This is a genomic window from Pseudoalteromonas sp. BZK2 (assembly GCF_014349195.1).
GTDB lineage: Bacteria > Pseudomonadota > Gammaproteobacteria > Enterobacterales > Alteromonadaceae > Pseudoalteromonas > Pseudoalteromonas simplex.
On record NZ_JACSOG010000023.1, the window covers coordinates 28,973 to 43,204 of the forward strand.

9 protein-coding genes are annotated in these 14,232 nt (G+C 41.9%); 5 read left to right on the plus strand and 4 right to left on the minus strand.

The window, feature by feature from the left end:
* Positions 1–17 precede the first annotated feature (17 nt).
* The 3 genes from dinB (at position 18) to BIZ38_RS14320 (ending at position 4,486) form a co-directional block, all read left to right on the plus strand.
* Positions 18–1,070, plus strand: a complete 1,053-nt coding sequence (dinB, locus tag BIZ38_RS14310) for a DNA polymerase IV (RefSeq protein ID WP_054552593.1) — start codon at positions 18–20, stop codon at positions 1,068–1,070.
* 106 nt (positions 1,071–1,176) lie between these two features.
* Positions 1,177–2,859, plus strand: coding sequence for a carbon starvation protein A (locus BIZ38_RS14315; RefSeq protein WP_138600384.1), 1,683 nt, complete (start codon positions 1,177–1,179; stop codon positions 2,857–2,859).
* Between the two features lie 103 nt (positions 2,860–2,962).
* On the plus strand, positions 2,963–4,486 hold the full coding sequence (locus BIZ38_RS14320; protein WP_187490580.1) for a M17 family metallopeptidase: 1,524 nt from the start codon (positions 2,963–2,965) through the stop codon (positions 4,484–4,486).
* A gap of 67 nt (positions 4,487–4,553) precedes the next feature.
* Here BIZ38_RS14320 and BIZ38_RS14325 read toward each other — a convergent pair whose 3' ends face one another.
* The 3 genes from BIZ38_RS14325 to BIZ38_RS14335 form a co-directional block, all read right to left on the minus strand.
* On the minus strand, positions 4,554–6,674 hold the full coding sequence (locus BIZ38_RS14325) for a Calx-beta domain-containing protein (RefSeq protein WP_187490581.1): 2,121 nt from the start codon (positions 6,672–6,674) through the stop codon (positions 4,554–4,556).
* Between the two features lie 311 nt (positions 6,675–6,985).
* Entirely contained in the window at positions 6,986–8,623 is a 1,638-nt protein-coding gene (locus BIZ38_RS14330) for a methyl-accepting chemotaxis protein (protein WP_187490582.1), read from the minus strand.
* 149 nt (positions 8,624–8,772) lie between these two features.
* Positions 8,773–10,998, minus strand: a complete 2,226-nt coding sequence (locus BIZ38_RS14335; RefSeq protein ID WP_187490583.1) for a S9 family peptidase — start codon at positions 10,996–10,998, stop codon at positions 8,773–8,775.
* Between the two features lie 112 nt (positions 10,999–11,110).
* On the opposite strand from BIZ38_RS14335, the gene BIZ38_RS14340 reads away from it, so the two are divergent.
* Both BIZ38_RS14340 and BIZ38_RS14345 read left to right on the plus strand, forming a co-directional pair.
* Entirely contained in the window at positions 11,111–11,515 is a 405-nt protein-coding gene (locus BIZ38_RS14340; RefSeq protein WP_138600394.1) for an HIT domain-containing protein, read from the plus strand.
* 58 nt (positions 11,516–11,573) lie between these two features.
* Positions 11,574–12,326: a substrate-binding periplasmic protein gene (locus tag BIZ38_RS14345; protein ID WP_054552586.1), complete on the plus strand. Its 753-nt coding sequence runs from the start codon at positions 11,574–11,576 to the stop codon at positions 12,324–12,326.
* A 47-nt stretch (positions 12,327–12,373) separates the two neighbouring features.
* Here the strand turns inward: BIZ38_RS14345 and BIZ38_RS14350 are convergent, their stop codons facing one another.
* Positions 12,374–14,074: a dipeptidyl-peptidase 3 family protein gene (locus BIZ38_RS14350; protein ID WP_187490584.1), complete on the minus strand. Its 1,701-nt coding sequence runs from the start codon at positions 14,072–14,074 to the stop codon at positions 12,374–12,376.
* Positions 14,075–14,232: the final 158 nt, after the last annotated feature.

The following is a 14,232-nucleotide window of genomic DNA, read 5'->3' on the forward strand; positions in this document are numbered from 1 at the left end:
CAGTTGTTGTGTTCCTGATGAAAAAATTCATTCACATCGATATGGACTGCTTTTATGCAGCTGTAGAGATGCGTGATAACCCCGCGCTTGCCAATGTGCCACTGGCTATAGGTGGTAATAGTCGTCGCGGGGTGCTTTCAACAGCCAATTATATTGCCCGTAAATATGGTGTGCGCTCGGCGATGTCGAACTATCATGCCAAACAACTGTGCCCCGATCTGGTTATCGTGCCCGGACGAATGCAGGTTTATAAAGAAATCTCCACGCAAATTCGCGCCATTTTTGCAAAGTACACTGACCTTATTGAGCCGTTATCGTTAGATGAAGCCTACCTTGATGTAACCGACAGTACCGCATGCAAAGGCAGTGCAACACTCATGGCACAGCAAATCCGCCAAGAAATCTATGACACCACTGGGCTGACAGCCTCAGCGGGCGTTGCGCCAATAAAGTTTATTGCCAAAATAGCCAGCGATGAAAATAAGCCTAATGGTCAGTTTGTGGTATTACCCGATCAAGTTGATGACTTTTTGGCGAGTTTACCGCTTGGCAAAATTCCCGGCGTTGGCAAGGTGACCTTAGAAAAGCTGCAACTTAAAGGGCTTTACACAGGGGCTGATGTGCGTGCGAAAGGGGTTAATTGGATGCAGCAGCACATTGGTAATTTTGGCGTGTCTTTATATCAAAAGTGTGCAGGCGAGTACGTTGGCAAAGTGTCAACTGAGCGAGTACGAAAGTCACTCAGTGTTGAGCACACCTATGAATACAACAAAAATAATTTAGACGAGTGTTTAAGCCAGTTACCCCGCTTGATGGATGAATTAACCCGCCGTCTTGATAAACAACAGTTAAACAACCGCATCAATAAATTATCGGTAAAAGTAAAATTTGCCAATTTTGTCGTGACCAGTGCCGATCAAAGCCACCATCAATTAGACGAACGCATTTTTGCTGAGTTAATGAGTAAAGCCTATGAGCGAGGTAATAACCAGCCAGTACGCCTGTTAGGGATAGGTGTCGGAATAAAGAGTCAGGCTCACGAGCATTTTCAGCTGAGTATATTAGACTAAAGGTTAACACCTTGGTGCTTGAAAGTTTGTTAGTGTCTAGTTGGGGTGCTAGGCCTGCCTAGTTCAACACCTTAGACAACATTATAACTTAATAAGAGAGATGACTATGCAATCGGTCGTAATCGTGCTGCTCGGAATAGTCGGTATGTTGTTCGGATGGTTCTTTTATTCGAAATTCATCGCCGAAAAAATATTTAAAATGGATGATAATTTTGTCACACCAGCTCATGAACTTGAGGATGGTGTGGATTATGTGCCAACTAACAAAGTTGTGTTATGGGGCCACCATTTCACCTCTGTTGCAGGTGCTGCGCCAATTGTTGGCCCTGCTATTGCCGTATATTGGGGCTGGGTGCCTGCGGTACTTTGGGTAGTATTTGGTACTATCTTTTTTGCTGGTGTTCACGACATGGGCGCTCTATGGGCCAGTGCGCGTAACAAAGGCAAATCAATGGGCGCTTTATCTGAAAGCGTAATTGGTAAACGCACCCGTGCATTATTTATGATTGTGGTGTTCTTAGTGCTGCTGATGGTGAATGCCGTTTTTGGTGTGGTTATTGCCAAGTCATTTGTATCGCAACCTAACGCGGTATTCCCCGCTTGGTCAGCGATTGTAGTGGCCTTAGTTATTGGTCAGTTACTACGCCGTAAAGTGTCGTTAATTCCGCTTTGTTTAGTTGGTGTGGGAATTCTGTATTACACCATTTACCTTGGTAGTGGTATGCCAATTTCATTACCTGATGAAATGTTTGGTCTAAGTGCGAATGCGAACTGGATCATTATCTTATTTATTTATGCAGCCATTGCTTCATTATTGCCTGTGTGGATGCTGTTACAGCCTCGTGACTTTATCAACGGTATGCAGTTATTGGTTGGCTTAGTGCTTCTTTACGGTGCGGTGTTTGTATCGATGCCAGATATCACAGCGCCTGCGTTTAATACGCAAACGGCGGTAGATACACCAAGTATTATTCCATTGCTATTTGTGACCATAGCTTGTGGTGCGGTATCGGGTTTCCACGGTATTGTGTCTTCAGGTACCAGTTCTAAGCAGCTGAACAAAGAAACCGATGGCCGCTTTGTGGGTTACTTAGGTGCAGTAGGCGAAGGTATGCTTGCGCTTATTACACTCGTTGCAGTTAGTGGTGTTGCACTTGCTGTATCACCTGAAGAATGGCACGAAATTTACAGTCACTTAGGTGCCGGTAGTGTGAGCGCCTTTATTAATGGTGGCGCTAACTTAATTGAAAGTGGTTGGGGTATCTCGCAAGAGGTAGCTTCAACCTTACTTGCCGTAATGGTGGTCTTGTTTGCGGGGACTACCATGGACTCTGGCGTACGCCTGCAGCGTTATATCATTCAAGAGTGGGGTGATATTTATAATATCAGCATCATTCGTAATGGTATTGTAGCTACACTCATAGCAGTACTAAGCTGTTTACTGCTTGCCTTTGGTGCTGGTGGCGCTGACGGTAGCGGCGGTATGATCATTTGGCCATTATTCGGTTCGACTAACCAAATCTTAGCAAGCTTAACCTTACTGGTTATCTCGGTAATGCTAATTAAAGCGAATCGCCCAGCTAAATACACGCTTATACCAATGAGTTTTGTACTCGTTATGGCGTTCTTTGCTGGGGTTATTAAACTGGGTGAGTACTATCAACAAGGTAACTGGTTACTGGTGACACTTGATTTGTTGGTACTGGTTGTGAGCGTACTGGTTATGCTTGAAGCTTGGTCTGTGATTGTTAAGCATCGTAAAGACTCAGCAGACATTACAGAGCAGTAAACTTAGCTTGCCAGCCTTATAGTAAGCTGTCTTACTTGGCTGGCAATAGCGCCCTAAATCAATGATAATAAGGTCCTATGTTTTTAACAGCAGGACCTTTTTTATGGCATACCCTCATGCAGTTGCAGCCCCTCAACTAGCGGATGCAAATCACGATGCATTGATTATTATCGGTGATGATTTTTCTTCTTTAGCAGACGCAAGCTTAAGTCAAGCTATTAGTGCTCAACAAGCTGTAGACGCACGTATTGGCAAACAAGTGACATTACTTGTAATTGACTCTAAACGCGTTATTTTAGCGCCTACAGGCCCTCTGAACCGTGATTATGATGATGTACGTCGTTACTTTGATGCAGCAAAGCAAGGTGTACTAGAAGCGAAAGCATCGGGTAGCACTCAGCCTGCAATTCTACTTGCTAACGTAAATCAAGATAGCCGTTACAAGCATGCCCTTGAAGTGGCTTATTTAGGTGCTTGCCAAGCGCTTTGGCAACCACTTGAGGCACGTGAGTTCCACGGCCAAGCGATTGAACCAATTAGCCAAATTAGCCTAGTGGGTGCAGACGAGGCAATGAGCAAAGCGCTTAATGCTATTGCTGCAGGTCAATACGCTGCACGTGATTTATGTGGTACAGAGCCTGAGCGTATGGCACCACCTCGTTTTGCAGACTACTGCGTTGAGTTATTTGCTGGTAGTAAGGTGTCTGTTGAAGTGATTTCAGATATCAACACTATCGATAAAGATTACCCAATGATGAGCACCGTAGCGCGCGCATCTTATGCTGTTGAGCGTCATCACCCACGTGTTGTAAAACTAGAATACGTGCCTGAAGGCGATGTTGAGCGTACCTTAATGTTTGTTGGTAAAGGTTTAGTTTACGATACCGGTGGTGCAGACCTTAAAGTGGGTGGCTTTATGGCAGGTATGAGCCGTGATAAAGGCGGTGCTGCTTCGGTTGCTGGCTTTATGAAATCAGTGGCTGACTTTGCACCAAAAGGCGTAAAAGTGATTGCTTACTTAGCCGTAGTTCGTAACTCAATTGGTTCTGATTGTTTTGTTCCTGATGAAATCATTACTAGCCGCGAAGGTGTGCGTGTTCGTATCGGTAACACAGATGCTGAAGGCCGTTTAGCTATGGGCGACTTACTAAGCGAAATGAAAGATCGCGCTTTAAACGAAGTGAATCCAGAGCTATTCACTGTTGCAACACTAACAGGCCACGCAGCACGTGCTATGGGTCCTTACAGTGCGTATGTTGAAAATGGTCCAGCTCGCGCGGCGAAAATTTCGCGCCAAATTGCTGACTTAGGCGATTTGTGGGCAGATGCCGCAGAAGTATCTCGTAGCCGCCGTGAAGATTATGACTTCATTCGCCCTCGCACATTAGCTGATGACGTACTATCAAGTAACAATGCAGCTTCTGCTGTAACTGCACGTGGTCATCAGTTCCCGATGGCATTCTTAGCGATTGTTGGTGGTTTAGATAAGCATGGTACTGAATCAGCGCAGCCATTACCGTATGTTCATATGGATATCGCAGGCAGTGGTGTAGAAGGTGGTGATTGGCAACATGGCAAGCCTACCGCCGCAACAGTAAGCAGCTTATTCGCTCGTTATTGTTTGTAAGTTGTAAGTTTAAAAAGCATAAGCTTTAGACACAACCCTGTGCTCTAAAGCCTATGCTTGGTCAGGTTTAGTCTTTTATGTTCTTCTTTCGGTTTCTACGAATAAAGCACAGTGCGCCGAGCATTAGTGTAAAGTAACCTGATACACTGCCGCTTGCTTTATCATCTAGGGTTGCATGCTCTGGAATACCATCTTCATTGGTGATTGTGATTACTTCATCAGCGTATTTTTCATTGAATGATTCAGACTCTAATACGAGAGTGAAGCGTCTTGAGCCATCTACCTCTGAATTATCAATAATGTCGATCGTAATGTCTTTTTGTGTTTCGCCTTGAGCAAAGGTAAGTACTTCATCAAGAGCTGTAAAATCAGTGCCGCCGACCGCGCTATCATCCGTCGTTTTTATACGAACTTTTGTTTCAAAATCGGTTGGATCGGATTTGATTATACCAACTAATAGTTGGCCGCTATTTTCTGATATTTGTGTGTCTGAAATGTCTAATTCATAGCTGAAATCAACATCGTTGTCTTCAATCGTTACAATTGATTCATTGAAGATTATGTCACTTTCATCAGATGCTAGTTTGATATTAAAAGAGCGAGAACCATCAACTTCATTATTATCAAATATATTTATAGCTAGTTCTTTTTCAGTTTCTTGGCTCGAAAAAGTAAGGGTCTCATCAAGTGCTGTATAATCTTCTCCAGCAATAGCATCCACGTCTTCGGTGTAAATTCGTATTTTCGAACTACTATCTAAGCCTGAGTTTTTAATGACCTTGAATGTTACTTCATTTTCGTCTTCGGCTATATTGAGAGTATTACTATTAAATTCATAATCTTGCTGAGGTTGAGTGCCCGAAACAGTGAAAAGATCAAATGACGCATCACCTTTTTCACCTTCTATGATATGACTTAGTCTCAGCTGTGCGGGAGTTGTTCTGTAGTTAGATAGATCAACCGTCACTTTTTCCCAAATGTCGCCGTCGGAGTGTTGTTGGCCTTCTTTTCGCCATAACTCAGCCCACGTTTGCGCATTATCGGCGGATACCTCGATAATACTAGTTCCCATATCTTTGCCGTGCATATTGAAGTAAAACTCCAATGTCGGTTTTTCGATGAAGCTCAAGTCATAGCAAGGGCTTAAGTAGTTTAATTTGTCACCTTTTTTGGCATATACAATGTCATCAAAATCAGTGTCATCCCGTTTGCTACTATCAATTTGTAAATAGCTGTGCCCCTCAAAGGGTTCATCAGCACCTGTTCTGCTTGAATTTGAATCAGGTGAGGTTCTAAAAAAGAAGCCGTTTTTAGCTACATCTTGAACCCATGGCTGCGCTATTTCTTGATTAAAATTAAAGCCATCTATATGTGGGAATTGAGTAACTATAATTGAGTTTTCGCAGTTTGGTACGGTTCTACCTTCACCAAATTGATTAAAAAGATGGTATTTATCTCTTTGCAAAACGTACTGCATACGGTCTATTTGTTGTGCAGAAAAGTGCGTACGGCAGGTATTTTTTCCTTGGCTCATTATGTTTTTGGCATCAGGGGCGTAGGGAGTACCTTCTTCATCTTCGGCAGAGCCTGTGTATTCGCAATTTTCAATATCATCATCTAAGTCATCAAAAGAAGGAGGGGTGTCGATTATCTGGTCACCGTACAAGTAGCCACGTTCACCGATTTGCACTGAAATAGGTTCATCATCACCATCGGCAAAGGTATGCAATAAACTGAGGTTATGGCCGATTTCATGTGCGAGTGTCGTTGTAACAAGATCTTCTGTATCAATTAACACACCATCTACGCCAAAGTAAGGAAAAAACGCATTACCATTGACGCCATCAAAGTCTGCGACCATGACATTTAAAGCTGATTTATCAAAATAAGGCTCAATAAATAACACTCTATTGTCTGGTGAGTAATCGTCGTCATAAAAACCAGGCATCTCTTCGTTGGTTACGAAGTCAGTAGATTTATAGTGATATGAGTAACCTGTACCTTGATAATGTGAATTTAAGTTTTCAATTGATTGCTCAATAGTGGCTTGGTCAACTTTGGCATTAGCGCCATCTTTATCGGTTGCTGCAACAATAAAGTGTAATGGAATTTGTTTTGTTTGAGTTGTATCTGCCAGCGCTTGATTAGTTACTCCGAGTAGCGAGTAAGTGCAAATTGCAGCTAACATAGTACGCTTTAAGTGTGTGTTCTTTTTGGGGTGTATATTTCTTGAAGGCACTTTGGTATCGCTCCTTATTATTTTTGTAATAGTGATTAAATGCCAATGGCAATTTAATTCAGCACACCCCATTAGTTCCTTTTTAATTTATTTATGTAAATCTCGTTAATATCTATTTATCATCTTTTTTTATCTATTTAATAAAGGTCCAATTAAATCAGTGGGTTGTGTTTTTGGTGGCTTCAAAAATTACTAGGGGATAAAAAGAAAGGTTATAGAAAAACCCCGCAAACCATTGCAGGGCTTTTGAAGTGCTGTGATCAATCGAGTTTGAAACGGTTAACTACATCGCTCAATGCTTGTGAGCTATGCTTTAAATTATCACTGGCGTTCGAAAGTCCTTCGGTATTCGACAGTGATTGCTCGGTTGATTGTGAAAGCTCATTAATCCGCAAGTTAACTTCATCTGCGGCGCTGGTTTGTTGCTCGGTAGCGCGGGCAATTTGGCTGTTCATATCTTTAATAATAGAGACAAGTCGCTCAATCTCACTTAGCGAACTATTTGCTTCACCTGCCTGTGAAACCGTTTCACTTGATAACTGCTGACTTGCTGATACAGCATCAACAGCAGCTTGTGCACCGGTTTGTAGTTTACTGATCATAGCTTGAATTTCATCGGTACTTTTACCTGTACGGCTTGCCAAAGTTCTCACTTCGTCAGCTACAACGGCAAAGCCTCGACCTTGCTCACCAGCACGTGCTGCTTCAATGGCTGCATTGAGTGCCAGTAAGTTGGTTTGCTCTGCAATGCTGCGGATAACATCAAGCACTGAGCCTATGTTGTTACTCTCTGCAGCAAGGTCGGCAGTAACCTTACTCACTTGTTCAATGTTACGCGACAAGGTTTCAATGGCGGTGATGGTCTTGTTAAGAACCTGCTTGCCTGCTTCGGCATTTTGTGCAGCTTCGTTAGCGGCATGCTCAGCTTGTTCAGCATTCTGACTGACATCATGAATTTGATGGGTCATTTGTTCCATCGCCGTGGCCACTTGAGTTGAGCTGTCGTTTTGCAGTTCTATAAATGAATGATTGGTTTTGCTGGCATCATCAACGCTGTGGGCAAACTGATTCACTTGCTCTGCGTTGTCGGCAACATGTTTTAGTGACTCACGCATTTTGGCCGTGTACAAATTAAAGTAGCGCGACAAACGAGACACTTCATCATTGCCGTTTTCATCAAGCTTTTGAGTTAAATCACCTTCACCTTGTGAGATATCTTTCATCATATTTGCGGCAAGTTGTGTCGGACGAAGAATGCTATTGGCAATTAGGTAGCTAAGCGCAACCAGTAGGGCAATAATCACTACCGCGGTGATAATGACATGGGTACGAAGTGACGAGAAGGCCTCTTCAATGGTATCAATGTAGACACCAGAGCCAACAATCCATTGCCACTTTGCAAACCCTTTTACGTAGGCAATTTTATCAACGGGCTGATCTTTACCTGGCTTTGGCCACTTATAGGGAATAAAACCCTCTCCTTGTTTTTTGACGATATTAACCATATCGACAAATAACAACACACCATCTGGATCTTTACTGCCCGCTAGCGATTTACCATTTAATTCTGGCTTAAACGGGTGCATGACCATAACGGGTTCATAATCGTTGATCCAAAAGTAATTGTTATTGTCATAACGTAGTGCAGAAATTGTTTCGAGGGCTGCTTGCTTGGCTTGTTGCTCACTCAGCTTACCTTGCTCAAACAACGCATAGTTATGCTCGATAATAGAGTAGGCTGACTCAACAAGGTTTTGAGTTTTTATGTATTGCTCTTGCTTTAGCGAGCTGTATTGCTGCGTTAAACTCGAGACGCTCAAAAATATCAGCCCTATCACGACCACACTCACTAACATGGCGAGGCGCTGAAAAATTGTAAAACGGCGTAAGTAATTCATGTGTGTTCCTTCGTCATGCTCATAAGAGCAATGTATTAAGCGTAGCCAAAATAGGTCGAAAATCTAGTTAAATAGTAGAATACATTGAGACAAAAAAAAGGCTGATTTAACAATCAGCCTTTAGTCTAAGTTACCGAAATTAAACGTGATTACTCAACGTTAAAGTGTCGGTTGAAGAAACTTGTGATGGTTTGGTGTAAGTGCGTTTGTACGCTCTTGCCACGTAAACTGTGTTTTGAGCCCGGGTAAGTCATCATTTCGAACTGTTTTTCTTGATCTTGCAGTTGTTTGAATAACTTAGTGGCGTGAGTGAATAACACGTTATCATCAGCCATACCGTGATAAATCATCAGCGGGCCTTTTAAGTTTTCAGCATACGGGAAGACAGCACTTGCTTCGTAACCTTTCGCGTTTGTTGCAGGGTGACCTACATAACGCTCAGTGTAGTGAGTGTCGTAAAGTGCCCAATCAGTAACTGGCGCACCAGAAACACCGGCTTTGAAGTAGTCGCCCGCTTTAAACATGGTCATAAGCGCCATGTAACCACCGTAGCTGTGGCCATAAATACCAATACGCTCAGGATCAACGTAATCAAGGGTGCGTAAGAACTCGACACCTTTAATTTGGTCTGCCACTTCAGCCACACCTAAGTGCTTATAAATCACGTCTTCAAACTTTTTACCACGGTTGTATGAACCACGGTTATCAAGTTGGAAAATAACATAGCCTTGTTGTGCCATGTATTGGAAGTATAAGTTTTTACTACGCCAGCTGTTTGTTACGCGCTGAGCATGAGGACCGCCATACACGTTAACAATAACCGGGTGCTTTTTACCGTCTTGGTAATTAGTTGGTTTGAATAAACGGTAATGCATGATTTGCCCGTCTTCAGCTGTTAACGTGCCGTATTCAGGTGTGATCAAATCAGCTAGGTAAGGCGTTAATGGGTGTGACTTATCTAACTTGTTTTCTTCAAGCCAAGTGATAAATTCGCCATTAATTTTACGTAATGCTGCTGAGCCAGGCTTATTCACTGATGAGCTGTTATCGATAAAGGTTTTGTTATCTTTAGCAATTACCACATTATGGTAAGCACCTAGCTCAGTTACGCGCTTAATTTCGCCTTTTTTGAATAGCGGTACGCTGTAAAGGTGGCTTTCAAGGGCTGTGTCTTTACGACCTGCGAAATAAACGATGCCTTTTTTCTCATCGATACCTTTTAAGCTATCAACAACCCATTCACCTTGGGTGATTTGACGGATCATTTCACCGTTTGTGCGGTATAAATAAAGGTGTTTAAAACCGTCGCGCTCAGATGCCCAAACGAAATGCTTTTTATCGTTTAAGAATTGCAAATCAAAGTGTAGGTTAATCCAAGTATCACTGGTTTCTGTTAGGGCAACCGTTTGCTTTTTCGTTTCGCTATTATAAAAACGTAACTCTAAGTTATGTTGCGAGCGGTCTTGCCACTGATAAGAAAGCGTTTTGTTATCTTTTAACCATTTTGCGCGAGCGATATAAATATCTTGATCGTCGCCTAAATCAACCCAGTCAGTTTTTTGATTGTTGATGCTTACAACACCTAACTGAATTTTAACGTTGTCGGTACCTGTAAACGGGTAGCGTTGGTTAAAAAGCTTTACTTCATCGGCGTAAATTTCATTACGGATCGCTTCTTTTACTGGGCTTTCATCAACACGGGTATAAGCGATTTTAGACTCATCACCAGACCACCAGTAGCCAGTCATACGGCCCATTTCTTCTTGCGCAACAAACTCGGCCATACCGTTTTTAATAACACCGCCACCATCTTTACTTAATTGGATTTCTTGACCCGTTTTTAAGTTAAGTGCGTATAGGTTTTGCTCACGAATAAACGATACGAAGTGCCCTTTAGGTGAGAAGCGTGCATCGGTTTCAAATGCGTCTGTGTCGGTTAATTTGCGGCTTTTAGCTGAGGCAAGCTCGTAATAGTAAAGGTCGCCATTAAGTGGGAATAAAAGCGCTTTACCATCTTTAGACCATTTATATTCTAAGATCCCTTTACCAAAAATACGTTGGCGCTCACGGCGTGCTTTTTCTTCATCAGATAAGTTTTCTGGACCAGAAAATAGCGCAGCAGAGTCAACTAATAAGCGGTTTTTGTTATCTTTTAAGTTGTATTCCCATAGATCGTAGCGGTTGTAATCATCGGTTTTACCTTGCAGGTAAGTGACACGACTGCCGTCTGGAGAGAATTTAAGTTGTACAGGCGCTTTGCCTGCTAAGCTTGGATCGTCAAAAATACGCTCAAGTGTGAGTGGTTCAGCAGTCACACTAAATGCAGTGGCCACCACTGGCAGAGCAAGTGAGAGAGATTTAATTTTTTTTAGCACAGGAGTACCTTCGCTCGAATAAAAACTGCCATGATGTTAATGGTAAGCTTAGGCAACTGCAACAAAATGCTATAAAGTAGGATTTGATTACCCAATATCAAAGGATTTATTGATGAAAAATACTGATACGTCGTTTTCTCTGGCCCCAGAACTACAACGCGACTGCATTGAACTTGCGGATTGGCCACTGTGTAAAGTATTGCTGATGAATGATAGCCAATACCCTTGGTTTATCTTAGTGCCAAGAGTTGCAGACGTTAAAGAGATTATCGATCTGTCTGAAGAGCTACAAATTACCTTATTACAAGAGTCGGGCAAACTGAGTAAGTTGTTACAACAGGTATTCAGCCCAGACAAACTCAATATAGCAGCATTGGGTAATATGGTGCCGCAATTACATGTTCATCATATTGCACGCTTCACTACCGATCCGGCTTGGCCAGCGCCTATTTGGGGTAAATTACCGGCAGTTCCATATAGCGATGAACAAATAGAGCAACTAAGAGCACATTTTTAATCAATCATATTAAATTGCGCTAAGCTAAGTAGATGCGAAAAATAAGAGACTAATAAAAGTGAAAAGCACAGTAATAGCCGTATTGGCTTTTCTATGTTCATTTTCCGTAACAGCAAAAAGTTATTACTTTGTTGGGAGCCATTTCCCCGCAATCTTAGAACAAGATCAACAAGGTACAGTGATTGGTTTAGGTGCTGATATTGCTCATGAAATTTGTCGACGCCTTGGGCATGAACTCGTCATCGATATCATGCCACTAAAGCGTGCTTTAAAAATGGTTGAGCAAGGCCATGCAGATGCCATTATCGGTCCTTATAAGTCTCTTCAACGTCAACAATATATGCAATTTAGTGCCTTGCCATTTTATGAAGATCCTATTGTCTTTTTTACCAAAAAAAATAGCGATGTAACTTGGGCTGGTAATTTCGCAAGCTTACGTAAAGACGTGATTGGTATTACTCGGGGTTGGAATTATGGTTCAGAATTTAAACGCAATAAATCAAGTCTAACTTTGTCAGAAGTGGCGAGTGTTAAAGCTAGTTTTTTACAGTTAATGCACAATCGAGTTGATTTAGTGATGACTCACCCGCGAGCTGCTCTTCCGATTATTGATGATTTATCAATATCTAGTAAGGTTATCATGCTGTCGCCAATCATTACGGTGAATCAAGGCTATTATGGTTTCACTAAGCAACGGGAGCTTAATGAGTTTATAGATGATTTTAATTCAGAGTTTAATAAGATGTTGATTAGTGGTGATATAGTCCAGCTGAATAGCAAATATGGATTAAGTTTTGTCGCACGAGAATAATAAAAACGCTGCAATTGCAGCGTTTTTTATATCAGACAAGGCTGGTATTAAAGGCCTAATACTTCTTTGCCTTGTTTGAAAGTAACATCAACTGGGATATTAGCTTGGCTTAATTTTTCTAAATCTTTCGCTAGCTCTGCTTTGATCTCACCATGAGTTGCGATTAGCTGATCAACTTTTTGGTAATCACCGTCACCTTGAATCGTTAAGATTAAGCGCGATAGTTTTTCCATTGCTTGGCTCATTTTCTCCATGTTAACGCTGTATAAGCCGTCAGCATTTTTAGAAAATGCGCCTTCTTCAGCGAAGAAGTTAAAGCGGATCATATTCGCTTTACCATGTGCGCTTGAAGCACCAAAACGCACTGAACGGAAGATACCAGCCATAAAGGTGATGTAGTAATCTTCTAATGTACCGTCAGTGATCTCGCCTTTCTTAAGTAATTGCTCAACCATGTAAAGACCTAAGATATCCGCTTTACCTTCTTCAAGGGCACTTGCATGCTCTTGCAATGATTGGCGAACAGTACCCTTACCCGTAATGGTGTTTTTAATGCCTAAACCGTGCGCTACTTCGTGGAACATCGTGTTTGCGAAGAAAGCGTCAAAGGTAATGTGTTTACGTTGCTCAGGAACAATTAGCTGTTCTGAAATAGGCACTAAGATTTTATCGAACTTAGCACGCATGGCGTTTTTAAGCTGTAAACGACGTGTGCCTTTTTCTAGCTGTACTTGCTCATCATTTGGCAAGTTGATAGCAATTGTTTTACTACCCGCATTTGAGTGGCCTGCGTAATAAACGACATCATAAGCATTTAGGTCAGCGTCTGAACCTGGGACTTCTTGCTTATATTTTTCGTCTACAGGTAAACCTTTTTGTAGCTCAGGTAAGAAAGCAGCGAATTTAGCTAAACGCTCGCTCCATGCCAAGTCTTTGATTAGTACATAAGATTCATACGCCGCACGGTAACCAAATAATTGATCTTCATAGGTTTCGATAGGGCCAATAACCACGTCAATTGGGTTATTTTTCATATCCATCCACGCAAAATCAGATGGTTGGAAGTCATCACTTACTAGTGCGTCTGCGCGCATGCTTAAGTAGTTAGCGAATTCTTTATCATCAGCTAGCTTGCTTGCTTCACGTAATACATTAGCTGCTTTTTCTAACTCTTGTGCGTACTCAACAGAGTAAGCCACACTGTAAAGAAGGCCTTTCTCGTCACGTTTGATCACTGAGTAAAGACCTGTTTTGTCATCAACGATTGCGTTGTTTAATTCTTCTTTAGTGATATCGCTTGGGTAAAATTCAGCGCCTAGAGGCTTTTCTTCATAACCTGATAAGAAAACTTGGTCGCCGTTTAAGCGATCCCAAGGGCCGTAGTTGATATCTGCAAACTTCTGAACTTTTTCATCATTGATTTTTGCTAAGAAAGCGTCTTTGTTCTCACCAAATGCTTGGCGCCAGAATAGCTCATCCATAATTTTTGAGGCATCGATCAACTTACCAACCATTTGCTTTTGGTTATCACTCAGGTGGCTAAGATCAGAAGTAAGTGTGAAGTCTGTGTAAATGTCTAAACGGTTTTCATCTGCATTGATAAGTTGTGGGTTGTTCTGTTCAATACTTTGCTTTGTTTGCTCTGCAGCAGGCTGAGTTTGAGAAGTGGTTGCTTGCTGATCAGAACATGCACCAAGAAAAACAGCACCTGATAAGATAAGTGCTTGGCTAATTTTATTTAATGTCATTTTGCCCGTTCCCGATTTTAGTGAGAGTCATTGTTATTAAAACAAAAAGTGTATGCATTAAAGCAAACCTGCCATATACATGGCAAGTATACAGCGCTAGAAGCGATATTTATTTATCAGTTACATGATTAAAAAGCATAAAAAGAGATAATTTCTGT

Bases quoted from the DNA above. Each gene is read 5' to 3' on its own strand.
- dinB (WP_054552593.1), top strand. From the start codon at position 18: ATGAAAAAATTCATTCACATCGATATGGACTGCTTTTATGCAGCTGTA.
- BIZ38_RS14315 (WP_138600384.1), top strand. From the start codon at position 1,177: ATGCAATCGGTCGTAATCGTGCTGCTCGGAATAGTCGGTATGTTGTTC.
- BIZ38_RS14320 (WP_187490580.1), top strand. From the start codon at position 2,963: ATGGCATACCCTCATGCAGTTGCAGCCCCTCAACTAGCGGATGCAAAT.
- BIZ38_RS14325 (WP_187490581.1), bottom strand. From the start codon at position 6,674: ATGTTAGCTGCAATTTGCACTTACTCGCTACTCGGAGTAACTAATCAA.
- BIZ38_RS14330 (WP_187490582.1), bottom strand. From the start codon at position 8,623: ATGAATTACTTACGCCGTTTTACAATTTTTCAGCGCCTCGCCATGTTA.
- BIZ38_RS14340 (WP_138600394.1), top strand. From the start codon at position 11,111: ATGAAAAATACTGATACGTCGTTTTCTCTGGCCCCAGAACTACAACGC.
- BIZ38_RS14350 (WP_187490584.1), bottom strand. From the start codon at position 14,074: ATGACATTAAATAAAATTAGCCAAGCACTTATCTTATCAGGTGCTGTT.